The organism is Sinorhizobium sp. 7-81 (assembly GCF_030124405.1).
Classification (GTDB): domain Bacteria; phylum Pseudomonadota; class Alphaproteobacteria; order Rhizobiales; family Rhizobiaceae; genus Sinorhizobium; species Sinorhizobium psoraleae.
Window position 1 is genome coordinate 646,201 of sequence record NZ_JASKLT010000001.1, and the last position, 24,202, is coordinate 670,402.

Annotated in this window: 21 protein-coding genes; 12 read left to right on the plus strand and 9 right to left on the minus strand. The window is 61.1% G+C overall.

Annotated features, from left to right (window positions below):
- Positions 1–19 precede the first annotated feature (19 nt).
- From QN224_RS03135 to QN224_RS03145, 3 genes are all read left to right on the plus strand, one after another.
- Positions 20–1,108 carry an ABC transporter ATP-binding protein gene (locus QN224_RS03135; protein ID WP_173510869.1) on the plus strand — a complete coding sequence of 363 codons (1,089 nt, stop codon included), beginning with the start codon at positions 20–22 and terminating at the stop codon, positions 1,106–1,108.
- A gap of 289 nt (positions 1,109–1,397) precedes the next feature.
- Positions 1,398–1,808 carry a hypothetical protein gene (locus QN224_RS03140; RefSeq protein ID WP_269278009.1) on the plus strand — a complete coding sequence of 137 codons (411 nt, stop codon included), beginning with the start codon at positions 1,398–1,400 and terminating at the stop codon, positions 1,806–1,808.
- A 184-nt stretch (positions 1,809–1,992) separates the two neighbouring features.
- Positions 1,993–2,358 carry a GFA family protein gene (locus QN224_RS03145; RefSeq protein WP_283975500.1) on the plus strand — a complete coding sequence of 122 codons (366 nt, stop codon included), beginning with the start codon at positions 1,993–1,995 and terminating at the stop codon, positions 2,356–2,358.
- 45 nt (positions 2,359–2,403) lie between these two features.
- Here the strand turns inward: QN224_RS03145 and edd are convergent, their stop codons facing one another.
- The 5 genes from edd to QN224_RS03170 form a co-directional block, all read right to left on the minus strand.
- Positions 2,404–4,224 (minus strand): phosphogluconate dehydratase, encoded by a 1,821-nt coding sequence (gene edd, locus QN224_RS03150; protein ID WP_283975501.1) that lies wholly within the window; start codon positions 4,222–4,224, stop codon positions 2,404–2,406.
- A gap of 247 nt (positions 4,225–4,471) precedes the next feature.
- Positions 4,472–5,170 carry a 6-phosphogluconolactonase gene (gene pgl / locus QN224_RS03155; RefSeq protein ID WP_283975502.1) on the minus strand — a complete coding sequence of 233 codons (699 nt, stop codon included), beginning with the start codon at positions 5,168–5,170 and terminating at the stop codon, positions 4,472–4,474.
- A gap of 9 nt (positions 5,171–5,179) precedes the next feature.
- The gene (gene zwf, locus QN224_RS03160) at positions 5,180–6,655 is read right to left on the minus strand and encodes a glucose-6-phosphate dehydrogenase (RefSeq protein WP_283975503.1); all 1,476 of its coding nucleotides are present in this window, start codon (positions 6,653–6,655) and stop codon (positions 5,180–5,182) included.
- 98 nt (positions 6,656–6,753) lie between these two features.
- Complete coding sequence (locus QN224_RS03165; protein WP_283975504.1) at positions 6,754–8,040, minus strand: FAD-binding oxidoreductase; 1,287 nt, start codon at positions 8,038–8,040, stop codon at positions 6,754–6,756.
- 15 nt (positions 8,041–8,055) lie between these two features.
- Positions 8,056–9,492, minus strand: coding sequence for a glutamine synthetase family protein (locus tag QN224_RS03170; protein ID WP_283975505.1), 1,437 nt, complete (start codon positions 9,490–9,492; stop codon positions 8,056–8,058).
- A gap of 134 nt (positions 9,493–9,626) precedes the next feature.
- Here QN224_RS03170 and QN224_RS03175 point away from each other — a divergent pair, with 134 nt between their 5' ends.
- From QN224_RS03175 to QN224_RS03185, 3 genes are all read left to right on the plus strand, one after another.
- Positions 9,627–10,811 (plus strand): NAD(P)/FAD-dependent oxidoreductase, encoded by a 1,185-nt coding sequence (locus QN224_RS03175; protein ID WP_283975506.1) that lies wholly within the window; start codon positions 9,627–9,629, stop codon positions 10,809–10,811.
- 270 nt (positions 10,812–11,081) lie between these two features.
- Entirely contained in the window at positions 11,082–11,222 is a 141-nt protein-coding gene (locus QN224_RS03180; protein ID WP_173510860.1) for a hypothetical protein, read from the plus strand.
- Between the two features lie 408 nt (positions 11,223–11,630).
- Positions 11,631–14,156, plus strand: a complete 2,526-nt coding sequence (locus QN224_RS03185; protein ID WP_283975507.1) for a HAMP domain-containing methyl-accepting chemotaxis protein — start codon at positions 11,631–11,633, stop codon at positions 14,154–14,156.
- 74 nt (positions 14,157–14,230) lie between these two features.
- Here QN224_RS03185 and QN224_RS03190 read toward each other — a convergent pair whose 3' ends face one another.
- The gene (locus tag QN224_RS03190; protein WP_283975508.1) at positions 14,231–14,404 is read right to left on the minus strand and encodes a hypothetical protein; all 174 of its coding nucleotides are present in this window, start codon (positions 14,402–14,404) and stop codon (positions 14,231–14,233) included.
- 87 nt (positions 14,405–14,491) lie between these two features.
- Between QN224_RS03190 and QN224_RS03195 the strand changes: the two genes are divergently transcribed.
- Entirely contained in the window at positions 14,492–15,373 is an 882-nt protein-coding gene (locus tag QN224_RS03195) for a LysR family transcriptional regulator (protein ID WP_283975509.1), read from the plus strand.
- A gap of 183 nt (positions 15,374–15,556) precedes the next feature.
- Here the strand turns inward: QN224_RS03195 and QN224_RS03200 are convergent, their stop codons facing one another.
- Both QN224_RS03200 and aceA read right to left on the minus strand, forming a co-directional pair.
- Positions 15,557–15,796 (minus strand): hypothetical protein, encoded by a 240-nt coding sequence (locus tag QN224_RS03200; RefSeq protein WP_180940222.1) that lies wholly within the window; start codon positions 15,794–15,796, stop codon positions 15,557–15,559.
- 123 nt (positions 15,797–15,919) lie between these two features.
- On the minus strand, positions 15,920–17,209 hold the full coding sequence (gene aceA, locus QN224_RS03205) for an isocitrate lyase (RefSeq protein ID WP_283975510.1): 1,290 nt from the start codon (positions 17,207–17,209) through the stop codon (positions 15,920–15,922).
- A 231-nt stretch (positions 17,210–17,440) separates the two neighbouring features.
- Here aceA and QN224_RS03210 point away from each other — a divergent pair, with 231 nt between their 5' ends.
- Complete coding sequence (locus QN224_RS03210) at positions 17,441–18,850, plus strand: short-chain fatty acyl-CoA regulator family protein (RefSeq protein WP_173510854.1); 1,410 nt, start codon at positions 17,441–17,443, stop codon at positions 18,848–18,850.
- Here the strand turns inward: QN224_RS03210 and QN224_RS03215 are convergent.
- Positions 18,844–19,797 (minus strand): fatty acid desaturase family protein, encoded by a 954-nt coding sequence (locus QN224_RS03215; RefSeq protein WP_283975511.1) that lies wholly within the window; start codon positions 19,795–19,797, stop codon positions 18,844–18,846. The genes QN224_RS03210 and QN224_RS03215 overlap by 7 nt on opposite strands.
- A 340-nt stretch (positions 19,798–20,137) precedes the next feature.
- On the opposite strand from QN224_RS03215, the gene QN224_RS03220 reads away from it, so the two are divergent.
- From QN224_RS03220 to QN224_RS03235, 4 genes are all read left to right on the plus strand, one after another.
- A complete protein-coding gene (locus QN224_RS03220; RefSeq protein ID WP_283975512.1) occupies positions 20,138–21,232 on the plus strand; it encodes a polyamine ABC transporter substrate-binding protein in 1,095 nt (364 codons plus the stop codon).
- Positions 21,233–21,494: 262 nt separating this feature from the next.
- The gene (locus tag QN224_RS03225) at positions 21,495–22,637 is read left to right on the plus strand and encodes an ABC transporter ATP-binding protein (RefSeq protein WP_173510851.1); all 1,143 of its coding nucleotides are present in this window, start codon (positions 21,495–21,497) and stop codon (positions 22,635–22,637) included.
- 4 nt (positions 22,638–22,641) lie between these two features.
- A complete protein-coding gene (locus QN224_RS03230) occupies positions 22,642–23,553 on the plus strand; it encodes an ABC transporter permease subunit (RefSeq protein WP_283975513.1) in 912 nt (303 codons plus the stop codon).
- Positions 23,554–23,556: 3 nt separating this feature from the next.
- Positions 23,557–24,202 (plus strand): ABC transporter permease subunit (locus tag QN224_RS03235; protein WP_283975514.1); only part of this gene is annotated, 646 nt, incomplete at its 3' end.

Genomic DNA, 24,202 nt, shown 5'->3' on the forward strand with positions numbered 1-24,202 from the left:
ATGGAGAGGGGAGGATGCGATGACAGGCCTGTTGCTTAAAGATATCCGCAAGTCCTATGGGGCGGTTGATGTCATTCACGGCATCAACCTCGACATCAAGCAGGGTGAGTTCATCGTCTTCGTTGGACCGTCCGGTTGTGGGAAATCGACGCTGCTCAGGATGATCGCCGGCCTTGAAGAGATAACCGGCGGCGACATGTTCATCGATGGCGAACGGGTCAACGAGGTGCCGCCATCGAAGCGCGGCATCGCCATGGTGTTCCAGTCCTACGCGCTCTATCCGCACATGACAGTCTATGACAACATGGCTTTCGGGATGCGGATCGCCAAGGAGCCGAAGGAGGAGATCGACCGCCGTGTGCGCTCGGCGGCGGAAATCCTCCAGCTCACCAAATATCTGGACCGGCTGCCAAAGGCGCTTTCGGGCGGCCAGCGCCAGCGCGTGGCGATCGGTCGCGCGATCTGCCGAGACCCCAAGGTCTTTCTCTTCGACGAGCCGCTTTCCAATCTCGATGCCGCCTTGCGCGTCGCCACCCGGATCGAGATCGCCAAGCTCAACGAGCAGATGGCCGATACGACGATGATCTATGTCACCCATGACCAAGTGGAGGCTATGACGCTCGCCGACCGCATCGTCGTGCTTTCCGCCGGTCATATCGAGCAGGTCGGTGCCCCACTCGAACTCTACGAGCGCCCGGCGAACCTTTTTGTCGCCCGCTTCATAGGCTCGCCGGCGATGAACATCATCCCGTCGACGATCTCCGCGACCGGCGCGCAGACCACGGTGACGCTCGCAGGCGGCAAGTCGGTGACGCTTGATATCTCCACGAACGCTTCCGAAAACGGTAAGAAGGCGAGCTTCGGAGTGCGGCCGGAAGATCTGCAGGCGACGCAGACCGAAGACTTCCTGTTCGAAGGAACGGTCTCGATCGTCGAGGCGCTTGGCGAAGTGACGCTGCTCTACATCGAGGGACTGGTCGAAAACGAGCCGATCATCGCGAAGATCCCCGGCATCTCGCAGGTCAACAGGGGAGACAAGGTGCGCTTCACCGCCGACAAGGCAAAGCTTCACCTTTTTGACGAAGCCGGGCGCAGCTATCGCGCCTAATGCAATTCCAGGAGCAGTGTGTAACTGTTTTCCGTCCGGACTGCTCAGTTTCAAAGGGCTGCAGCGTCCTTTGCGCGACTGACAAGGCGCGCGGCGCTGCAGTCCATGTCACCGTAGTGCGGCGCGATAGAGCGCGCTTTCTCCTCCGCATTCAGTCAGATGGATTTAACCATATCGGACTCGCCCGGCGCTGCCGCACGAGTTTTCCACACGTGTTTGGGAAGCCAAACTCTCTGTTAAATTTCATGGGTTAGCGTCGCCGCAGATAGAAATGCGAAAGGCGAATTCGATGAGCGGCGCGGCCCCCGTGGTGCACCAGCACTTCCTCAACAAGGAAGAATCCTTCATGTACGATCGGGAAACGAACTTCCCAATGGAGGACACACGCAACGAGGCGCGCATCGAATTCACCGAGAAAGGCGTACAGAATCTCTCGTCGCGTCGCTGCGAGATCATCAAGCTCTCCAAGAGCGGAGCCGTCATCGGTATCCTGACGAAGTTCAAGCTGCCGCAGAACTTCTATCTCGACATCCCGAGCGCGCGCATTCCCTTGATCGGGTGCCTGCTCAAGCGCGTCCATGCCAACAATGTCATCGAAGCCCGCTTCCTGCGGCTTTTGACCGATCGCGACTTGAACCGGATTTTCGTCTACAGCACGCATCCGAACCATCGCAATCGCACGCTCGATATCTACCGCTGAAAATCGGAAGTGCGCCGTCATGCAGCTGTGCGTCTGCAGTTGCCCTCTCTCTTGACGGGATTACCTTCGTCGTCGAAATTTGACCCCAAGGCGCTGCGCGTCTCAGGCAGGCACGTCGCCTTAAATCGGCTCCGACTAAGGAACCATACAGCAGATCGACTGCGCTTGAAGCGAGAGAACCGCTATGCAGCGACCCTATCGTCTTTCCTGTCATTGCGGCGACATTTGTGTCGAGGTCGATGCTGACCTCTCAGGATTGATCGAATGCAATTGTTCGACGTGCCGGCGGTCGGGTTTCCTTCATTGGAAGGTGGATTCCGCCAGTGTCAGGCTCATCACCGAAAAGCGCCGTCTGTCGAGCTACATCTGGCGCGGCCTTACCGAAGGCCATCACTTCTGCCCCACGTGTGGCACTGCGATCATGCGAAGCGGCTATCCGGAGAACCGCGTCTCACTCAATGCCCGCTGCATCGAGGGAGTGGACGTGTTCACACTTGAAATCGAACATTATGATGGGCGAAACGATATGTATCCCGGGCCGCTTCCGTAGCTGGAGCTGCCGGAACGGTGCGCCGGCACGGGACCATCCGCTGCCTTACTGGAAAAGGACGCTTGCCCCATGATCGGCCGTGCCCGCGATCCTGCGGAACGGAGCGAAGAGCTCACGGCCCATGCCGAATTCGTTGTCGGAGAGGTCGATATGTGCCGGCACGCGCGTTCTCAGCGCAATGTCTTCGACCAGCACCTCGATCGTCCCGGCAACGGCGTCGATGCGGACGATGTCGCCCTCCTGGATGCGCGCGATCGGCCCGCCATCCTTTGCTTCCGGTGTGACATGGATGGCCGCAGGCACCTTGCCGGAGGCGCCTGACATGCGGCCATCGGTCAAGATCGCGACTTTCTGACCGCGGTCCTGGAGAATGCCGAGCACGGTCGTCAGCTTGTGCAGTTCCGGCATGCCATTGGCCTTCGGCCCCTGGAAGCGGACCACCGCGACGAAATCGCCTTCGAGCTTCCCCGCCTTGAATGCGGCGTTGAGTTCCGCTTGGTCGTGAAAGATCTTCGCCGGCGCCTCAATGACATGGCGCTCCGGTTTGACGGCCGAAATCTTGATCACGGCCTTGCCGAGATTGCCCGCGAGCATCTTTAGCCCGCCCGTGTGTTGGAACGGTTGGTCGATCGTTGCCAGCACCTTCGGGTCGGCACTCTGTTGCGGCGCCGGCTCGCGGTGGACGCCGCCGTTGGCGCCGAGCTTGATATCGATCGCATAGGCGTTAAGGCCTTGGCCGAACACTGTCCTGACGTCGTCGTGCAGCAATCCGTTCTTGAGCAGCTGGCTGATCAGGAAGCCCATGCCGCCGGCGGCGTGGAAATGGTTCACGTCCGCGAGTCCGTTCGGATAGACGCGCGCGAGAAGCGGCACGATATCGGAAAGTTCCGAGATATCCTGCCAGGTGAGCAGGATGCCCGCCGCGCGTGCCATGGCAACAAGATGCATGGTGTGGTTGGTCGAGCCGCCCGTCGCGTGCAGGCCAACGACACCGTTGACGATCGATCGTTCATCGATCATTTCGCCGGCGGGGGTGAACTCGTTGCCCATGGCGGTGATGGCGAGCGCCCGCTTTGCCGCTTCCTTCGTCAGCGCGTCGCGCAGCGGCGTGCCGGGATTGATGAAGGAGGCGCCGGGCAGGTGGAAGCCCATGATTTCCATCAGCATCTGGTTGGAGTTGGCGGTGCCGTAGAAGGTGCAGGTACCCGGGCCGTGATAGGACTTGGATTCCGCCTCGAGCAGTTCGTCGCGACCGACCTTGCCTTCGGCGAAGAGCTGGCGGACGCGGGCCTTTTCGTCGTTAGGCAGACCCGAGGTCATCGGTCCGGCGGGAATGAAGACCGCCGGCAAGTGGCCGAAAGTCAGCGCTGCGATGACGAGGCCCGGAACGATCTTGTCGCAGACGCCGAGATAGACCGCGGAATCGAACATGTTGTGCGACAGGCCGACGCCGGCAGCCATCGCGATCAAGTCGCGCGAGAAGAGGGAAAGCTCCATGCCGGGCTGCCCCTGGGTGACGCCGTCGCACATCGCCGGCACGCCACCGGCGACTTGCGCCACGCCGCCCGCCTCGCGAGCCGCCTCCCGGATCAGTGCCGGATAGGTCTCGAAGGGCTGATGCGCCGAGAGCATGTCGTTGTAGGAGGTGATGATGCCGAGATTGGGTACGCGGTCACCCGCGAGCGCCGTCTTCTCGGCGGGGGAACAGACGGCAAACCCGTGCGCGAGGTTGCCGCAGCCGAGCACGCTGCGGTGCGGCCCGTTTGCCGACGCGCTACGGACGCGATCGAGATAGGCTTCGCGCTGGGGTTTCGAGCGCTCGACGATGCGGGCGGTGATTGCGGCAACGCGGGAATCGGCGGACATGATACATCCTGTTCCGGAGCTTGGGGCTCCTGTCTTCATCCTGTTATCGGTCTACAGCGGCCGCGCTCTCCGCATCGGCGGCTGCAACAGTTTGAATTGCTGTTGTAATTTACCCTCAATCCGATAGCGAAATAAGGACAAATCACCCAACACGACCTGCGCATTCGAGTGAGCGCGCAGCGAATGCTCTAGTTCGGAGCGCTTTCTACCCTCGGCGGCTTGCCCGAACGGGCCACGCTCCGCCGTGTTACGGCGCCCAGTAGATCTGCAGCGGCGAGGTGGCCCGCCGCAACATGGCGCGGATCGGCATTTCCGCCTCGTCACCGGGCGCCTCCGCTCGGGCAAGAACCTCCTTCTTGCCGTCGCCTTCGATATGGAGGACGAGTAACCCGGCGTCCTGGAGACTGGAAAAGGTGAAGGTGAGGCGTATCTCGCCCGCACCTTCCGCTTCCATGGTGATCACGCCGCGTGGCGTCGCGGGATCGATCGCCTCCTTGAGGCGCGTCCCACCCGGGAAGAACGACGCGGTATGCCCGTCCGTTCCCATCCCGAGAACGACCACATCGAAGGGCGTGCCGATGGCCGCCACCGATTGGCTCGCCAGGGTTGCCGCCTCCTCGGCGGTCGCCGCGGCATGATAGAGCGGCACGAAATGCGCCATGGCCGCCTCGTTTTGCAGGAGGTTCTGAGCGACCAGGCCATGGTTGGAGCGTTCGTTTTCCTGCGGCACGAAGCGTTCGTCGACGAGGGTAACGGTCACTTTCGCCCAGTCGAGTTCGCGCTGCGACAGCGCCTGGAAGAACGCTTTCGGCGTCGATCCGCCGGAGACCGCGATGCTCGCCGCGCCGCGCGCATCGATCGCCGCGGCGAGCCTGGCGCGGACGGCGTCCGCGAGGCCTTCCGCCAGTGCAGTTCCATTCTCGAATGTGTGCAGGATGGTGCTCATGAGCCGGTCCTAGATCGTATCGTTCCAGGTGCGGCCGTCGCGCTCGATCAGCGCGATCGACTGGCTCGGCCCCCAGGTGCCGGCCGTATAACCCTGCACCTGCTGCCCGGTCGTTTCCCACGCCTTGAGGATAGGGTCGATCCATTGCCAGGCGGCTTCCACTTCGTCGCGGCGCACGAACAGCGTCTGGTTGTTGCGGACGACATCGAGCAGCAGCCGCTCATAGGCGTCGGCGTTGCGCACGTCGAAGGCTTCGGCAAAGCTCATGTCCAAGGGCACGTTCCTGAGGCGCATGCCGCCCGGCCCCGGATCCTTGATCATCAGCGACTGCTTGACGCCTTCGTTCGGCTGGAGGCGGATCATCAGCTGGTTGGCCGAGATGCGTCCGGCACTGTGGTCGAAGATCGAGTGGGGAATCTGCTTGAACGTGATGACGATCTCCGACATGCGGCCCGCCATGCGCTTGCCGGTGCGGATATAGAAGGGCACGCCGGCCCAGCGCCAGTTGCTGACCTCGGCCTTGAGTGCGACGAAGGTTTCGGTGTTGGAAACGCCGCCTTCGAGTTCCTCCAGATAGCCCTTCACCGGGCCGCCCGCAGATGCGCCCGCGCGATACTGGCCGCGAACCGTCACCTGCTCGACATTGGCCGCGGTGATCGGCTTCAGCGCGCGAAGCACCTTGAGTTTTTCGTCGCGCACCGCCTCGGCATCCATCGAGGTCGGCGCTTCCATGGCGACGAAGCAGACGAGTTGCAGAATGTGGTTCTGCACCATGTCGCGGAGCGCGCCCGCCTTGTCGTAATAGCCGGCGCGATTTTCGAGGCCGACGGATTCCGAAACGGTGATCTGCACATGGTCGATGTGCGCCGAGTTCCACAGCGGCTCGTAAAGCGCATTGGCAAAGCGCAGAGCCATGAGGTTCTGCACCGTCTCCTTGCCGAGATAGTGATCGATGCGGAAGATCTGTTCTTCACGGAACACCCGGCCGATCGTGTCGTTGAGTTCCGTCGCCGATGCGAGGTCGCGCCCGATCGGCTTTTCGACGACGATCCGGGTATTCTTGGTGATGAGCTTATGGTCGCGAATCTTTTCCGAGATATCGCCGAAGATCGCCGGGCCGACGGCGAGATAGAAGGCGCGGATGCGATCCTTTCCTTCTTCAAGGATCTTCTTCAGCGAGTCCCAGCCTTGGTCGGACTTGGCGTCGACCGAGACGTAGTAGAGCCGCGACGTGAACTTCTCCACTTCCGCTTCGTTGAATTCGCCCTGTTTCAGATGCTCTTTCAGGGCCTCGGTCGCAAATCCCCGGTATTCCTCATGGGTCAGTGCCGCGCGCGACGCACCGATGATACGTGTAGGTTCAGTGAATTGACCTTCGATCTGTCGGTGATAGAGCGCGGGCAGAAGCTTGCGCTCCGCAAGATCGCCGGTGCCCCCGAACACGACATAGTCAAACGGTTCGACGGGAATGATCTGGCTGCTCATGGGATATCTCGATCTCGTTCAGGTCAGGGGCACGTATAATCTAATCGATTTAAAAACGCTAGGGTGCGGCGCAACAAAATGAGGCTGCACCCGGCTTTTTAAACCCGGTCGCGCAAGGCGTACCAGCTGAGCGCGAGGAACAGGAGCGCCGAGCGGAATCGCATTCCGCCCGGGAAAGCTGGTATTTTCAAGGCCTTGAGAAGGTCCAGTTCCGTCGTTTTACCCAAAGCCAGGTCAGCATAGAGCTTGCCGCAGTAGTTGGACAGCATGACGCCGTGACCGGAATAACCACCGATGCTTGTGACACCGGGCATGACCTCTCTGCAGAACGGCTGGCGCGGCATGGTGATGCCGACCGACCCACCCCAGGCGTGGGTGATCTCGATATTGGCGAGGGCCGGATAGATCTCGCTGATCTGTCGGCGGATATGGCTGGAAATGTCGCGTGGGTTGTCGGCCGTATAGGCTTCGCGCCCGCCGAAAAGCAGCCGTCCGTCCTTCGATTTGCGGAAATAGCGCACCACGAAACGCGAATCGTCGACGGATTCCCCGCCGGGCAGCACATTCGGATGGCCGGACAAGACCTTTGTCGCGCCGATGAACGAACGGATCGGCATGACGTGGCTTGCGGTTACCGGCTCGAGGTTGCCGATATGGGCGTTGCAGGCGATCAAGGCCCTGTCGGCGGTTATCGTGCCCCGATCGGTGTCAATGACGATCGCGCCGCCCTTTTTCTCGATCTTCAGCGCCTTTGTGTGTTCGTGGAGCTTGGCGCCGGCTCGCGATGCCTGCTTCGCGAGGCCGACAAGCAGCTTCATCGGGTGGATGTGCCCGGTGCCGGTGTCGCGTATGCCGAATTGATAATGATGCGACCCGAGCCGGCTTGCCGTCTCATCCCGTTCCATGAAGGAAAGATGCGGATAGCCGAACCGCTCCGCCATCGCTTCGACGTGTCTGCGGTAGTATTTCTCGAGGCTCTGCTTATGGCTGACGGAGAGCTGGCCAGGGACGAACTCGATGTCGATTCCGTGTTCGCCGGTGAAGTCCAGCACGTAGCGCTTGGCGTTTTCCGCCATCTCGAAAAGCAGCTTGGCGCGCTCGTGGCCGAGCGCTTCCTCCGCCTCGTCCGCCCAGGCACGCTGGCCCGTGCCGAATTGGCCGCCGTTCCGGCCCGAGGCGCCGTCGCCAAAACGGCAGGCGTCGATCAGCGCGACGTCGGTACCGTTCTTGGCGAGGTTGTAGGCGGCCTGAAGACCGGTATAGCCGCCGCCGATGATCGCAACGTCAGTCTTGCACGAGCCTGCCAGCGCCGGGTAGTCCGGACGCTCCAGTACCGTCGCCTCGTACCAGGAAATTCCGGGCGAGATCGGACTTTGCCAGGGCATAGAGGTGCCTTTCGGTCAGACGTTCAGAAGCAGGAATTCGCGTTCCCACGGACTGATCACCTGCATGAAGGTCTCGAATTCACCACGCTTCACGCCGGCATAGATGGCGATGAACTCGGGCGTGAAGACGTCGGCGAGCGAGGGCGCCGATTCGAGCAGCGAAACCGCCTCGAGCAGGCCGCGCGGCAAATCGATTTCGCCTTCGTTGGCGGTGTCCTCGGTCGGCGGCGAGGGCTGCAGGTCTTCGATGATGCCGAGATAGCCGCAGCCGAGCGAGGCTGCGAGCGCCAGATAAGGGTTGGCATCCGAACTCGGCAGGCGGTTCTCGATGCGTCTCGCCGCAGCGTCCGAGACGGGGATGCGGAATGCCGTCGTCCGGTTGTCGTAACCCCAGGCGGTATTCACCGGCGCCGACATGTCGGGCGTCAGCCGACGGTAGGAGTTCACATATGGCGCCATCATCGCCAACGTCCTCGGCACGTAATGCTGCATGCCGCCGATGAAGGAGAAGAATTCCTTCGATGGCGATCCGTCCGCATTCGAGAACAGATTGCGACCGGTATTGATCTCGACGACCGACTGGTGAATGTGCATCGCCGAGCCGGGCTGGCCCTGCATCGGCTTCGCCATGAAGGTCGCGTAGATGCCGTGCTTCAGTGCCGCCTCGCGAATCGTGCGCTTGAACAGGAAAACCTGATCGGCAAGCTCGATAGGGTCGCCGTGCCTGAGGTTGATTTCGAGCTGAGCCGGACCCTCTTCGTGAATGAGAGTGTCGATCTCGAGGCCCTGCTTTTCGGAGAAGTGGTAGATATCGTCGATCAGTTCGTCGAACTCGTTGATGCCGGCGATCGAATAGCCCTGGCCGCCGAGGATTGAGCGGCCGGACCGCCCCTTTGGCGGACGCAGCGGATAGTCCGGATCGTCGTTCTGGGCGACGAGATAGAACTCGATCTCGGGCGCGACGACCGGTTTCCATCCTTTCTGGCGATAGAGATCGACCACGCGTTTCAGGACGTTGCGCGGCGTATAGCTGATCTGCTCGCCCTGCGAGCCGACGATGTCGCAGATCACCTGCGCCGTCGGGTCAGTCTCCCAGGGAACAACGGAAAGTGTCGAAAGATCGGGCATCAGCTTGATGTCGCTATCGCGCGAATCGTAGCGGAACTGTTCGGTTTCGTCGGGATATTCGCCGGAAATCGTATGACGGTAGATCGCCGAAGGCAGAGCGAGCGAGGTGTTCGACGTGAACTTGGAGGTCGGCATCATCTTGCCGCGCGGTACGCCAGCAAGGTCGGGCGTGATGCACTCGATGTCTTCGATGCCGCGGATCTTGAGCCAGTCGACTGCTTCCTTCCAGGTCTTCACGCCTCGGAGCGAATGCAGGGCGGCGGGTATTTTCGAACTCTTGCTGATCTTTGCTGCTTGTTGGGCGACACTTCTCTTGGAGGGCATAAATCACCGGTTTTGGCTTCGGATAGCGCATCATAGCCGGAGTTTGGCGATTGGCTAGAGCGGCTTCGGCGGTTCACGATTGACTTTTGGTTCTGCCGTCGGAAAGGAAGACGCAAACGCAAAAAGGGTCTTCCGTGGCAGAAAAACATGATGTCGTAATCATTGGGGCGGGCGCCGCGGGCATGATGTGCGCGATCGAAGCGGGAAAACGCGGACGCCGCGTGCTCGTGCTGGACCACGCCAAGGCGCCCGGCGAGAAGATCCGCATCTCCGGCGGCGGCCGCTGCAACTTCACCAACATCCATGCCGGTCCGAAGAACTTCCTTTCCGACAATCCGCATTTCTGCAAGTCGGCGCTCGCGCGCTATCGGCCGCAGGACTTTGTCGCACTCGTCGAGCGGCATGACATTGCTTGGCACGAGAAGACCCTCGGCCAGCTCTTCTGCGATCACTCGGCCAAGGACATCATCCGCATGCTGCTCGCCGAAATGCAGGCGGCAGCCGCGGCGCTCCGGCTTGCAACGGCGATTTCGACTGTCGAGAAGATTGCATCCGGTTTCCGCGTGATGACCAATGATGGTGCCGTCGAGGCTGCGTCACTGGTGGTGGCGAGCGGCGGCAAGTCGATCCCGAAAATGGGCGCGACGGGCCTTGCCTACAGGATCGCGGAACAGTTCGGTCTGCCGATCGTCGAAACGCGGCCGGCATTGGTTCCCTTGACTCTTGATCCGGTACAGCTCGAAAAGATCGGCGAACTGGCCGGCGTCGCGGCCGATGCCGAGGCGCGTTGCGGCAAGGCCGCTTTTCGCGAAGCGGTGTTGCTCACTCACCGCGGCTTGAGCGGACCCGCCATCCTGCAGATATCCTCCTATTGGCGCGAAGGCGCGGAGATCGTCCTGCGCCTGATGCCGGACATTGACATTGCCTCCATTCTCAAGGGGATGCGTCGAACGAACGGTCGCCAGGCGACGCACACGGCCTTGGCCGACATCTTGCCGCGGCGGCTGGCGCAGTTTTTCACGGAGGAAGCAAAATTGACGGGACGGATGCTTGCCGACCTTTCCGACAAGGCCATCGATACATTGTCGGCATCCATCCAGAGCTGGGCGCTGAAGCCCGCCGGATCGGAGGGCTACAGGACCGCGGAGGTTACGCTCGGCGGCGTCGACACCCGTGCGCTGGACTCCCGGACGATGCAGGCGAGGGAGGTTCCCGGGCTTTATTTCATCGGGGAATGCGTTGACGTCACCGGGTGGCTCGGCGGCTACAATTTCCAATGGGCCTGGGCTTCCGGTTTTGCCGCCGGTCAAGAGGTGTGACCATCCGGAAAAATTGGTGATTTGCCTTTTCAACCATTGTTAACGGAAATGGCTGAACCTGATTTTTGTGGCTGCACTGCCCGCGGAGGACTGGGGGTGGTCCCTAAACGGAAACCACACTGTTTCCATTTCATGGACTTTCCTTGGCCGCAGGATGAAGGCACCATGATCAGCATGGTAGCCGGGTTGGCTGCCGGAAACTCAGACGGTTACAGCGGCCTTTGCATGTCTGAAAAGATGCGTGGCGCTGTAGGACAAGGACAGGATGCCATGACCCACTTACGCCGCCGTCCCCGCGCTGTTGCGGTTGCCCGCAGGGAGCAGAGCCACTTGCCCCATGAACTGATTGCCTTCGGTGCGGTTATCGCGCTCTTTCTCGTCGTGACCTTCACGGCATTCGCGTCCCTTTGAGTCTGGATGCGAGACAGGGAGGCGGTCAGCGCCTTCCCAAGTGAAGCCGAGTTCGCGTTGCTCAATTCGCGGTGGCTCTGATCCGGCCGAAGCGAATGGCCGTTCCCAAAATCGTCCTGGCCGCCATCGCCGCTCCAAAACCGCCGGCCGCTTATACAAATTTTAATCGTTCAAATCGACTATGGCGTCCAAGTGAGTTCCGTCAGGGCCTCGCTGCCTTAAGAGGTGGCGTGGGTCCCGCAATGATTGCCGGCGGACTGGCGGCGTGCGCCGCATGATTTCCCAAAAAACATCAGCCTGTTTGCGCATCGGGTGGCTTCCGGGCGTCCTCCGCAAGTGATCACTTGGCGCGGGTACGTCCAGCCATCGGGGGAAGCGAAACGCGAGCTGCGAGCCAAGGTGTTTTCCATGTTCATTGATAGGATTCTCGCCCGCTTCAAGATTCAGACGAAGGTTCTGTTCTTTATCCTGCCGTTTGTCGTCAGCATCTCGGCTGTCGGTATCACCGGCCTCTACGCGTCGGGCCTGCTGCAGGGCCGCATGGAGATTTCAAACAGCGTCCTGCAGACGCTGAGCGGCTTCAAGGACGTCTATGCGGGCATGAACAATTTCCTGTACAAGACGACCGAGGAGAACCGCGACGCGGTTCGCGGCACGATCGCTGCGCAGAAGGATATCCTCACGCAGACCGCCGCACAGGTCACCGGGCAGAACGGACAGGAAGAACTGACCGCCGCGATCGCTGCGACCAGCGACATCGAAGCACGCATCGAGGGCCTTTGGACGCTGCATGTCGGCGAGAAGGAGCTGCGTGCGGCCATGACGGCCAATCTGGAGCGCTTGGTGGCCGAGCAGGCGAAGATCAACGAGGAGACGAACCGCCTGCAATACGCGGTGCGAAAGGACGAGAACGCAGCGAAGACGATGCTGAGGAACGCCGAAAAGCTCTTGCGCGCAAGCCGCTTCTTTGCGGAATTCGGCACCGAGGTCAGCAAGGCGACAACGGTCGAAGAGAAGATGAAACAGGTGCAGGACCGCTTCCCGAAGATCGGCCGCACGCAGCGCGAGATCTTCACTTTGCTGCCGAAGGGCGAAAAGTCTCTCGCCGATACCGTCAATTCCGCGTCAAGCGAGATCGGTGCCTTGATCAAGGCTCCCGTCGGACCTGAAACGCTTGCCGGCATTTCGAAATATGTCGATCGCTTCCGCACCGCGAGCTTCCGTCTGGAAGCCGCCTCCGTCGGGAAGATGCGCGAAGCCACGCAGATCTTCAGTGAGCTCGATGAAAAGATCGCAAGCACCGAATCCGTGCTGACTGCGACACGCAGGCTTTCCACATCGATCACCGACATTCAGATCGCCGCGGCCGCCTTCCTGGGCAGTACAACCGAGGAGAATCGCAAGCGGCTTCTGGACAAGTTCCTTGCCGTTCAGGCCAATTTGACAACGCTGCGCGGCGTCGCCACCGGGATGAGCTTCTTCGACACGACGGCGGATGCGCTTCTGCCGATCATCAATGTGATGAAGAAGGATAGCGTGGCGCTGGTCGCGAGCTCCGAGAAGCGAACGGCCGAGTTCAATGCTGCCGGTGAAACAATCAATGAAATCTGGGGAGACCTGACCAAGTTCGCCGAGCAGCAGAAGGTTGCCGCCGGTACCGAGCGGGACGAGGCGAACCAGATCTCTGTCGCCGCGACCGTCGCCGGCGTCATCATCGCGCTGCTTGCCGGCATCGCGCTGACGCTGACGCTGAAGAAGCCGATAGGCCAGATCACCGCTGCGATGCGGCGGCTCGCCGACGGCGTGCTCGACACGGCGATCGACGGTGGCGCGCGGCGCGACGAGATCGGCGACATGGCGCGTGCGCTCGGCGTGTTCAAGGAAAACGCCCTTTCCAAGGTGCGCATCGAGGCCGAAAGCGAAGAGCAACGCGCTCGCGCCGAGGCTGAACGCAGGCGCAACGATGCCGAGAAGCGCGAGCTGGACCGGCAAATCGATCTTGCGGTCAGCGAGCTTGCTGCCGGCCTCGGACGCCTGGCACAAGGCGATCTGTCGCGCCAGATCGAGGTCCCCTTCCACGGTCGGCTCGAGCAACTGCGCACGGACTTCAACGGATCGCTCATCCGGCTTCAGGATACGCTGGCCCAGATCCGGATGAACGCCCAGGCTATCCAGCAGAGTGGCGCGGACATGCACCATTCCGCCGACTCGCTGTCCAAGCGAACGGAAGCCCAGGCGGCTTCGCTCGAGGAGACCGCGGCCGCTGTCGACCAGATCACGGCTACCGTGCGTTCCTCGGCAGAGCGTGCGCACGAGGCAAACCTCGCCGTGTCGCAGACCAAGAAGAGCGCGGACAGCTCGGCTACGGTCGTCACCAATGCGATTGCCGCGATGGGGCGCATCGAAGACGCTTCGCGCCAAATCGAGCAGATCATCGAGGTCATCGACGACATCGCCTTCCAGACCAACTTGCTGGCCTTGAACGCCGGCATCGAAGCGGCACGCGCCGGAGAGGCGGGCAAGGGCTTTGCCGTGGTCGCCCAGGAGGTCCGGGAGCTGGCGCAACGGTCGGCCGAGGCGGCCCGGGAAATTAAGGGGCTCATCAACAAGTCGACCGACGAGGTCAATTCCGGCTCGCATCTCGTCAAGGAAACGGGTGCGGTGCTCGCCTCGATCAGTGCCCAGATCGTTGCCGTCAGCCAGCATGTCGAGATGATCGCGACGGCAAGCCGCGACCAGGCGGCGGCTCTGAACGAGGTCAACGGCTCCGTCAACCAGATGGATCAGATGACCCAGCAGAATGCATCGATGGTCGAGGAAGCCACAGCAACCAGCCGCGCGCTTGCAAGCCAGGCGGATACGCTGATGATGCTCGTCGAGCAATTCCGGCTGGAGCCGGAAGTGGCGACCGGCCAGACCTATCGCGCCGCCTGAAGCAACTACAGGAAACTCCACGCCGCGCGCTCAATGGAGCGCGCGGCGTCGTCTATTTGGCAGGGGGCGAAAGCTCAGACGTTGCCGCAATCTTCGCGGCATTTCTCCGGCGGCAACTTCCGTGTGATCGCGGAAATCAGGCGGCCCACCAGGGCCTTGCGCCGCGGCCGGCGCGGTTCGAAGGATTCCTCCCAGCGACGGTTCTTGGAAAGCATGTCGAATAGATAGGCCATTGCCATCATGTCCATGGTGATGCTCCTCAGTTCGGGCATCCTCTTTTTTATGCATTCAAAACTGTTTTACATACAATCTATTTCCCCATATGTTTTTCACCCATGAAAAGCATGGACTGGGACATCTACCGTTGTTTCATGACGGTGGCCCGCGCCGGTGGCCTGACCGGTGCGGCTCAGGCAACCGGCTTGAGCCCGGCAACTATCGGCCGCCGGATGCTGGAGATCGAGGAACGCACCGGGCGTTCACTTTTCGTGCGCAGCCAGACCGGATATGTCCTCACCGCCGACGGACGCTTTCTATTCGAGCAGTTGCAGGAGATGGAAGCGGCGGCGCGCAAGGTCGAGAGCTGGCAAAAGGAAGGCGAGGGCATGCCGGTCGTCCGCATTGCGGCCGGAACGTGGAATTCGTGGTTGATTGCCGAAAATTTTGCGGCGATCTGCACCGAGCGCGACGCCTTTGCCATATCGCTTTCGATCGGTGAGGCGCGGGCGAATCTTGCTTATCGGGAGAGCGATATCGGCATTCGCGCCTTCGAGCCGGAAGAGACCTATCTGGCCTCACGGCTGGTCGGCGAAGTGGCCTATGCCGCCTATCGCCAGAAAAATGCGCTCGGCGGCGGGCCGGAGCGCTGGGTTGCGGTCGCGGAGGAGGAGGCGATCTCGGCCTATCTGCGCTGGCCGCACGATCAGGCGGCTGGCCGTATCGTTGCGACGGTCGGCCGCCCCCGGTCGTTACTCGATCTCGTGCGCGCCGGGGCCGGAAGGGCGGTTTTGCCCTGCTTCGTCGGCGACCTCGATCCGCTGCTGGAGCGGACGGGCGAGGAAATCGAGGCGCTGCGACATCGGCAATGGATCGTCATGAACAACGAGGACCGTCACAGGCGGGAAATCCGCACTGTTGTCGACCGGATGACGCGACTGCTGCGCAGCCACGTGGACGTGTTTGCCGGCAAGCGTCCACGGCGGACCTCCTCTGCATAGGACCGCGAACGATCACCGGCCGACTTGCGGTCGGCCGGTGACCTTGTTCTCTGGATGGAAGGCTATCTTTTCAGCCCCTGTCGCGAGTGACGGCCACGGGAACCCACCGTCTGCGGGACAGGGCGTCGCGCCAGTACATGCCAGAGAGCGTCAGGACGAGCGCGACGGCCGCCAGCGCGAACATCACGACCGTCCTTGCGTGACGATGACCGGTATGAGGAGATCGCCCCAGTTCCCTTCGCCGCCATGATGGCGTGCCGAGCGCACGAGCTCGACCGATACGCCGGCGTCAACGGCCTTCATGACCGACTGGTTGAGGCGATGCAGGTCGTTTGCGACCATGCGAATTGCTGCCTGCTGGTCCGGGGTCATGGCCGACGACTGTTCCTCGGCCCGTTCCTTGACGCGTGTCTGTACTGTCATTGGCGTTGCTCCTTCGGAGGTTAGAGCCGGATGCGGGGGCGTTTCGCATTCCATCCCGCTCGGTTCGAGGTTCCATTGCTTCCGGGTTGCGCGGCGGGCAGGGATGCCGCGCGCCCCGATCCTTTATTCTGCGGCCGGGCGGAACTGGTCGTGCTCGGTCGATTCCTTCATGGCGGTGGTCGATGATTGGCCGCCGGTGATCGCCAGCGACACGGCATCGAAGTAGCCGGTGCCGACCTCGCGCTGGTGCTTGGTCGCTGTGTAGCCATTCACTTCGGCGGCGAATTCTGCTTCCTGCAGCTCCGAATAGGCGGCCATCTGCCGGTCCTTGTAGCCGCGCGCCAGTTCGAACATGCCGAAGTTCAGCTGGTGGAAGCCGGCGAGCGTGATGAACTGGAATTTGTAGCCCATGGCACCGAGTTCACGCTGGAACTTGGCGATCGTTGCGTCGTCGAGGTTCTTTTTCCAGTTGAACGACGGCGAGCAATTATAGGCGAGCAGCTTGCCGGGATGCGCCTTGTGCACGCCTTCGGCGAATTTGCGTGCCTGCTCCAGATCCGGCTTCGAGGTCTCGCACCAGATGAGGTCGCAGTGCGGCGCATAGGCGATGGCGCGGGCGATGCACGGCTCGATGCCGTTCCTGACCTGATAGAAGCCCTCCACCGTGCGGCCGGCATCATAGTCGACGAAGGGCCGGTCGCGCTCGTCGATGTCGGAGGTCAGGAGTTTTGCTGCTTCCGCGTCAGTGCGTGCGATGACAAGGGTCGGCGTGCCCATGACGTCGGCGGCAAGCCGCGCGGCGTTCAGGTTGCGGATATGCGCGGCGGTCGGAATTAGCACCTTGCCGCCGAGATGGCCGCATTTCTTTTCCGACGCGAGCTGATCCTCATAGTGAACACCAGCCGCACCCGCCTCGATGAAGGCCTTCATGATCTCGAAGGCGTTGAGCGGTCCGCCGAACCCCGCTTCGGCGTCGGCAACGATCGGCGCGAACCAGGTCTCGACCGAAAGCCCCTTGCCTTCCGCGGTTTCGATCTGATCGGCGCGCTGCAGCGTGCGGTTGATGCGTTTCGCCAGCTCGGGCGCCGCATTGGCCGGATAGAGTGACTGGTCCGGATACATCGCTGAGGCCGTGTTGGCGTCGGCGGCGACTTGCCAGCCGGAAAGATAGATCGCCTTCAGCCCGGCACGAACCATCTGCATCGCCTGGTTGCCGGAAAGCGCCCCGAGCGCGTTGACGAAATCCTCCTCGTGGATGAGTTTCCACAGACGGTTGGCGCCCATTTCAGCCAGCGAATACCGGATCTCGACCGAGCCCCTGAGCCGCTTCACGTCTTCGGCGGTATACGGCCGTTCGACGCCATCGAAACGTCCCTGGGGCGCACTCGGAACGAGATTGTAAAAATCAGTCATTCTGTTCTCCTCGTCAAAATCTGCTAGCTCTTCAACTTTTGGCCTATACCGATTTCAGGCCGTAAGATCATGTGACAGTTTTTACATTGCACTGCATAAACCCGCCACGAAAATCAAAGTTCCGGTCGAATCAAAAGGGTTATCTTGTCTTGTGTTTGACAAGGCGAAGCAGTAAAGTTGTAAATGTTGTTAATACGGTTCCACGGCTCCGGTTTGTAAAGGGAGTTACAAATGGCGGAAAACAAGATCTTTGCCGGGCCGCGCGTCAGACGTATCCGTAACGGTCTTCAACTGACGCAGACGGCGATGGCAGAGGCGCTCGGCATCTCTCCGTCGTATCTCAATCTGATCGAGCGCAACCAGCGGCCGCTGACGGTACAGCTTCTTCTCAAGCTCGCCTCCGTCTACAAGGTGGATCTTGACGAGTTGCAGGGCGAAAGCGGTAGCGGCCTGGCGCAGTTGCGCGAGGTTTTCGCCGATCCGCTCCTGGCCGGCGAACTGCCCGGGGATCAGGAACTGATCGAAATCACCGAAGCGGCGCCAAACGCCTCCGGGGGCATCGTCAAGCTCTACCGCGCTTACCGCGAGCAGGCATCGCGCCTGAAGGACCTTGCCGATCTCCTGGCGGGGCAGGGGCACATGGCGGCGCTTTCGGACACTCGACTGCCGATCGACGAGGTCCGCGAGGCATTCGAGGCCCGGCCCAACCATTTCGCTCGGATCGAGGAGGCGATGGAGGCGTTTCACGCCGCGCTCTCGCCCGGTGACGACCTTGCCGGAGCGCTGAAGGCCTGGCTCAAGAAGGAGCATGGCCTGGTCGTCAGGACACTGCCGGTGCATGCCATGCCGAACCTGCGGCGCCGTTTCGACCGACACTCTATGCGGCTCTTTATTTCCGAACGCCTGTCGCCTTTCGACCAGGCGCGGGAAATCGCGATGGAAGTGGCCTCGATTGCCTGCCACGAAGCAATCGACGCCGAGTTGGAGCAATTCCGCTTCGCGACTGCCGAGGCGCGCCGTATCGGTCGCTTCGAACTGGCGCGCTATGCCGCTCATGCCGTCATGATGCCTTATCAAGCATTCCTGGCCGCTGCGCAGCGCGCAAAATACGATCTCGACGTCTTGAGATCCCGCTTTCAGGTATCATTTGAACAGGCGGCCAATCGACTGACGATGTTGCAGCGTCCCGGCGCCGCGGGCATCCCGTTTTTCCTGATGGAGATCGACAATGCCGGCCACCGCCTTCGTCGAGCGGGCGCGCTCGGCTTTCCAAATGCGCGCTTCGGCGGCGCCTGTCCGAAGCTCAACATCCATGCCGCTTTCGCCGTGCCGGGCCAGATTCTCGTCGATCGCGTCGAAATGCCGGAGGGCAGCGAATTCCTGGTCGTTTCGCGGACGCTCGACGGACCGCAGGCGGGCTTTCAGGAAAGGGTGCGACGCACGGCGCTGCTCATCGGCTGTGACGTCGGCTTCGCGGAGGAGGTCGTCTACGGCGCTTCGAGGATGCCGGCGGTGCCGGTCGGTGCAGCCTGCCGCCTCTGCGAGCGGCAAGGCTGTCTGGCACGCGCCGAACCGCCCGTTACCCGCCCGCTTGGCCTGGACGAAATGGCGACGGGCCTCAGCGTTTTCGATTTTCAGTAACTGGCCGGGTGCTGATTGGGCAACAACGGCGCCTCGGGCGCGAAGCATTCCGCGGCAAGCCCCGTGCTGTAACCGCGGGTGATGTGGGCCTTGTCCGCATAGGCCTTGTTTCGCATCAGGATCGCATGCAGTTCCGGCAAATTGTAATAGGGCACGCCGGGATAGAGATGGTGCTCGAGGTGGTAGTTGATGTTGTGCGGCGCGAAAAAGAGCTTTTCCCACGCATGCGGGTAGACGGTCCGTGAGCTCGTCAGTTCGTCGCTGTAGTCCATGCTGCCGAAATGTTCGGCAACGCTGCGCACGTAAAGGAAGAGGCAGAAGAACGTGAAGAATGGCACGAGCCAGTAGAGCACGAACTCGCGCCAGATACCGAGTATCGTAAAAATGGCAGCGGCCGCCAGATAGAAGCCGAGCCGCAGCGCCTTGTAGCCCCCCGTCGAACGGTCGCTTTTCGAGATCCTCTTGGCCATGTGAAGGAGGTCGCGGATCGAATTGACGGCGACGAGATAGCCGAGCAGCTGCGCGATGCCGCGCGCCAGTTTTTGCGGGAAGGTGAACTGTGCCAGGTCGCGCTTTGCGGTCCAATCCGGGTCGTCATCGGTATTGGCGTGCTGGTGGTGGGCAAGGTGGTTCTGGCGATAGCCGTCGACGGTGGCCAGCACCGGCCAGGCCAGCAGAATGTCGCTCATCCAGTCGCTGAGTTTGCGATTGCGGATGATGCGGTAATGGGCCGCCTCGTGAACCATGCAACCGAAGGCATGCATTCGCCCGGCGATCAGAGCGACGGCGATCAGGTAGATGGGCATATTGTCGGCATATTCGCTGACGGCGATCGCCGCCGCGATGATGGCCCAGTCGGTGGCGATTGCCGTTAGTGATTTTCTCGGCTGCAGAACCGAGAGGCGTTTCAGTTCCCTCGGGTCGATCCTGCGGTTTCGCTCGCTCATGACGTGGTCCGGACGCTGATATACAACCGCCGGCAAAGTCGCACTTCCACTAAGGTTAATCAATCGTAAACAAAGCTGTGAATCGGCATCTTGGCACTATGGTTAACGCGTGTGAGCGTCCCGTATCGGGACGGAGCAACCCGGAGCGCTGCGCCATAAGTGCCCGTTTTTGCTTGCGCTTGCCAAAATGCGTGCAATCCGAGATGGTGCCTTTATCCGGCGCGAAAGCGCTTGAGGTTGGCGAGAAAGATGCCTAACCTCGGCTGCGGACCGATCAAGATTGCGCTGGATCGCACGGATCAGCGGCTCTTGCCGAGAACCGATAATAATGAGGGAACTGATGTCCAAAATCATAATCGCAACACTGGCAGCCGCGACGCTCGCGGGATCGACCATGCTCGCGTCAGCACAGGAGCGGGTCGTCAACGTCTACAACTGGTCGGATTATATCGACAGCAGCATTCTCGAGGACTTCACCAAGGAGACCGGCATCAAGGTGGTCTACGACGTCTTCGACTCCAACGAAATTCTGGAAACGAAGCTGCTCGCCGGCGGGTCCGGCTATGACGTCGTCGTACCGACTGCCACCTTCCTCCAGCGTCAGATCGCTGCGGGCGTCTTCCAGAAGCTCGACAAGTCGAAGCTGCCGAATCTGCCCAACATGTGGGACGTGATCATGGAGCGTACGGCGAAGTACGATCCCGGCAACGAGTATGCCGTCGATTACATGTGGGGCACCACCGGCATCGGCTACAACGTCGACAAGATGAAGGAAATCCTGGGCACGGACGAAAAGCCGAACTGGGATGTCATCTTCAAGCCGGAACTGGCCGCGAAATTCAAGGACTGCGGCATCCACCTTCTCGATTCCCCGACCGACATCGTTCCCTCCGCGCTCGCCTATCTCGGCCTCAATCCCGACAGTCACGAGCAGGCGGACCTCGAAAAAGCCGGCGAACTGCTGACGAGCATCCGCCCCTATGTCCGCAAGTTCCACTCGTCGGAATACATCAATGCACTCGCAAACGGCGACATCTGCCTGGCCGTCGGCTTCTCCGGCGACGTCTTCCAGGCGCGTGACCGTGCGGCAGAGGCGAAAGCCGGCGTGACGGTCGATTATTCGATACCGTCACAAGGCGCGCAGATGTGGTTCGACATGCTGGCAGTCCCGGCCGATGCGCCGCATGTTGCCGAAGCGCATGAGTTCATCAACTACATGATGAAGCCGGAAGTCATTGCCAAGGCGTCGAATTACGTCTTCTACGCCAACGGCAACAAGGCCTCGCAGCAGTTCCTGGACAAGGAAGTCTTGGAAGACACGGCAATCTATCCGTCGGATGAGGTGATGCAGAAGCTGTTCACGGTCACGCCGTTCGAGGCCAAGGAGCAGCGGGTCTTGACCCGGCTCTGGACCAAGGTCGTCACCGGCCAGTAAGAGCGGAAGCGAATTGCCCGGCCTCAAAATCCGGGCAATTTTTTTGGAGCGGGACGAGTGAAACGTGTTGTCGTTTTTCGCCCGTCTTCGGCTCGGCGTAAGATTGAATGGGCGCTACTGCATGTTTCCTTAAATCGTAGCCGACTTAAGGATAAAAACATGCAGCCATTCAAAGCGCTACAGCGTCCTTTGCGTGTCTGATGAGACGGCGCTGTAGGGTTAGGACGGCGCGCCCATCGGCTGTGTCATTCGGGGATAAGTGATGAAGTCTCTCGGCAGTATCCGGCGGTCCTTCGCTCCATGGGCGGACCCGGCCTCCAAACCATTCATTTCCTTCAAGAACGTAACCAAGAAATTCGGGGACTTCACGGCGGTCGACGATCTCTCGCTGAACATCTATACCCGGGAATTCTTCGCTCTCCTGGGCGCCTCGGGCTGCGGGAAATCGACCTTGCTGCGCATGCTTGCCGGCTTCGAGCAGCCGACGTCGGGCGAGATCATTCTCGATGGCCAGAGCCTGGCCGGCATTCCGCCATATCGGCGGCCGGTCAACATGATGTTCCAGTCCTATGCGTTGTTTCCGCACATGACGGTCGAAAACAACATCGCCTTCGGCCTGAAACAGGACGGCATGCCGAAGACCGACATTGCCGAGCGCGTCGCGCAGATGCTGAAGCTCGTCAAGCTCGAGAAATTCGCCAAGCGCAAACCTCACCAGCTTTCCGGCGGCCAGCGCCAGCGCGTGGCGCTCGCCCGCTCACTTGCCAAGCGCCCGAAGGTGCTGCTGCTCGACGAGCCGCTCGGCGCGCTCGACAAGAAGCTGCGCGAGGAAACCCAGTTCGAACTGATGGATCTGCAGCAGGAACTCGGCCTGACCTTCGTCGTCGTCACGCACGACCAGGAAGAGGCGATGACCATGGCCGACCGCATCGCCGTCATGAGCCACGGCAAGGTCATTCAGGTGGCGACGCCGGCGGAAATCTACGAGGCCCCGAATTCACGCTTTGTCGCGGACTTCATCGGCGATGTGAACATTTTCGATGGCACCGTCGCCGCTGCGGAAGACGGCCGCGTCCGGGTCGAGACGGCGAGTGGCGTGCCGATCCGCATGGCCTCGTCGGAGAAAGTCTCGACGGGAGCCAAGGCTGCGGTCGCCGTTCGGCCGGAAAAGATCCGGGTCAGCCGGCAGGCGCCCGCACATGCGCCGCTCAACGCGGCCGAAGGCGAGATCTGGGACATCGGCTATCTCGGCGACATGACCGTTTTCCACATTCGCCTGAAGGACGGCAAGGTCATCAAGGCGTCGTCGCTGAATGCCGTGCGCGCGGTCGAGGATCCGCTTGGCTATGACCAGCAGGTGTGGGTCTCGTTCGGTGAAGATGCTGGCGTGGTGTTGAAGGATTGAAGCCGTGGCAAGAATTGCGTCAGCCTTCGTCAGCCGCCTGGTCATCATCATTCCTTATGCCTGGCTGCTTTTCTTCTTTCTGATCCCCTTCTTCATCGTCTTCCGCATCTCGCTCTCGCAGACAGCGGTTGCCATGCCGCCCTACACTCCGGTCTTCGATCTGGCCGGCGGCCTTTCGGGCATTTTCGAGAAAATGCGCGAGTTCTCCGCCGACAATTATGTCTGGCTGACCGAGGACGTACTCTATTTCAACGCCTATGTTTCGAGTGTCATCATTGCGGCCGTTTCCACTTTCCTGACGCTGTTGATCGGTTATCCGATCGCGTACGGAATGGCGCAGGCACCGCGTTCTGTCCGCCCGACGCTGTTGATGCTGGTGATCCTGCCCTTCTGGACGAGCTTCCTGATCCGTGTCTATGCCTGGATCGCCATCCTGAAACCCGAGGGCTTGCTCAATCAGTTCCTGATGTCGATACGTGTGATCGATCAGCCGCTGATCATCCTCAACACCAACTGGGCGATCTATATCGGCATCGTCTATTCCTATCTCCCTTTCATGGTGTTGCCGATCTATTCGGCGCTCGAGAAGATGGATCACACGCTGACGGAAGCCGCCCAGGATCTCGGCTGCACGCCGATCACCGCGTTCTGGCGGGTAACCTTTCCACTATCCCTCGCGGGTGTCGTGGCCGGCTGCCTGCTGGTCTTCATTCCGGCGGTCGGCGAGTTCGTCATCCCGGACCTGCTCGGCGGTTCGGAAACGCTCATGATCGGCAAGACGCTGTGGAACGAATTCAATGCCAACCGCGACTGGCCGGTGTCCTCGGCGGTTGCAACGATCCTCCTGCTCATCCTGGTGCTCCCGATCGTCTATTTCCAGAATGTGCAGGCGAAAGCCGATGGTGAGGGGAGATAGACGATGGCAAAATGGTCGCGCTTCAACATTGTCTCCGTCGTCCTCGGCTTCGGCTTCCTTTATCTGCCGATCGTGCTGCTCGTGATCTTCTCGTTCAACGAGTCGAAACTCGTGACCGTCTGGGCCGGCTTTTCGACGCGGTGGTACGGTCAGCTTTGGCACAATCAGGGGCTGCTTGATGCGGCCTGGGTCACCATTCGCGTCGCGCTGCTGTCGGCGACCTGCGCGACGGTGCTTGGTACGCTGGCGGCGCTTGCGCTCGTACGTTACACGCGTTTTCGCGGCCGCGTGCTCTTCTCCGGCATGGTTTACGCGCCCCTCGTGATGCCGGAGGTGATCACCGGCCTCTCGCTGCTGCTGCTCTTCGTTGCCATCGGGCTCGATCGCGGGTTCTGGACGATCACGCTGGCCCACATCACCTTCACCATGTGTTTCGTCGCCGTCGTGGTGCAGTCGCGTCTTCTGAGCTTCGACCAGTCGATCGAAGAGGCGGCGCTCGATCTCGGCGCGACGCCGGTCAGGACGTTCTTCGCAATTACCCTACCGGTGATTGCGCCGGCAGTCTTTTCCGGCTGGGTGCTCGCCTTCACGCTGTCGCTCGATGATCTGGTGATTTCGAGCTTTACCACGGGGCCGGGGGCCACGACGC

Coding starts and splice junctions, on each gene's coding strand:
- QN224_RS03135 (WP_173510869.1), top strand. CDS start 20: ATGACAGGCCTGTTGCTTAAAGATATCCGCAAGTCCTATGGGGCGGTT.
- QN224_RS03140 (WP_269278009.1), top strand. CDS start 1,398: ATGAGCGGCGCGGCCCCCGTGGTGCACCAGCACTTCCTCAACAAGGAA.
- QN224_RS03145 (WP_283975500.1), top strand. CDS start 1,993: ATGCAGCGACCCTATCGTCTTTCCTGTCATTGCGGCGACATTTGTGTC.
- edd (WP_283975501.1), bottom strand. CDS start 4,224: ATGTCCGCCGATTCCCGCGTTGCCGCAATCACCGCCCGCATCGTCGAG.
- pgl (WP_283975502.1), bottom strand. CDS start 5,170: ATGAGCACCATCCTGCACACATTCGAGAATGGAACTGCACTGGCGGAA.
- zwf (WP_283975503.1), bottom strand. CDS start 6,655: ATGAGCAGCCAGATCATTCCCGTCGAACCGTTTGACTATGTCGTGTTC.
- QN224_RS03165 (WP_283975504.1), bottom strand. CDS start 8,040: ATGCCCTGGCAAAGTCCGATCTCGCCCGGAATTTCCTGGTACGAGGCG.
- QN224_RS03170 (WP_283975505.1), bottom strand. CDS start 9,492: ATGCCCTCCAAGAGAAGTGTCGCCCAACAAGCAGCAAAGATCAGCAAG.
- QN224_RS03180 (WP_173510860.1), top strand. CDS start 11,082: ATGACCCACTTACGCCGCCGTCCCCGCGCTGTTGCGGTTGCCCGCAGG.
- QN224_RS03185 (WP_283975507.1), top strand. CDS start 11,631: ATGTTCATTGATAGGATTCTCGCCCGCTTCAAGATTCAGACGAAGGTT.
- QN224_RS03190 (WP_283975508.1), bottom strand. CDS start 14,404: ATGGACATGATGGCAATGGCCTATCTATTCGACATGCTTTCCAAGAAC.
- QN224_RS03195 (WP_283975509.1), top strand. CDS start 14,492: ATGAAAAGCATGGACTGGGACATCTACCGTTGTTTCATGACGGTGGCC.
- QN224_RS03200 (WP_180940222.1), bottom strand. CDS start 15,796: ATGACAGTACAGACACGCGTCAAGGAACGGGCCGAGGAACAGTCGTCG.
- aceA (WP_283975510.1), bottom strand. CDS start 17,209: ATGACTGATTTTTACAATCTCGTTCCGAGTGCGCCCCAGGGACGTTTC.
- QN224_RS03210 (WP_173510854.1), top strand. CDS start 17,441: ATGGCGGAAAACAAGATCTTTGCCGGGCCGCGCGTCAGACGTATCCGT.
- QN224_RS03215 (WP_283975511.1), bottom strand. CDS start 19,797: ATGAGCGAGCGAAACCGCAGGATCGACCCGAGGGAACTGAAACGCCTC.
- QN224_RS03220 (WP_283975512.1), top strand. CDS start 20,138: ATGTCCAAAATCATAATCGCAACACTGGCAGCCGCGACGCTCGCGGGA.
- QN224_RS03225 (WP_173510851.1), top strand. CDS start 21,495: ATGAAGTCTCTCGGCAGTATCCGGCGGTCCTTCGCTCCATGGGCGGAC.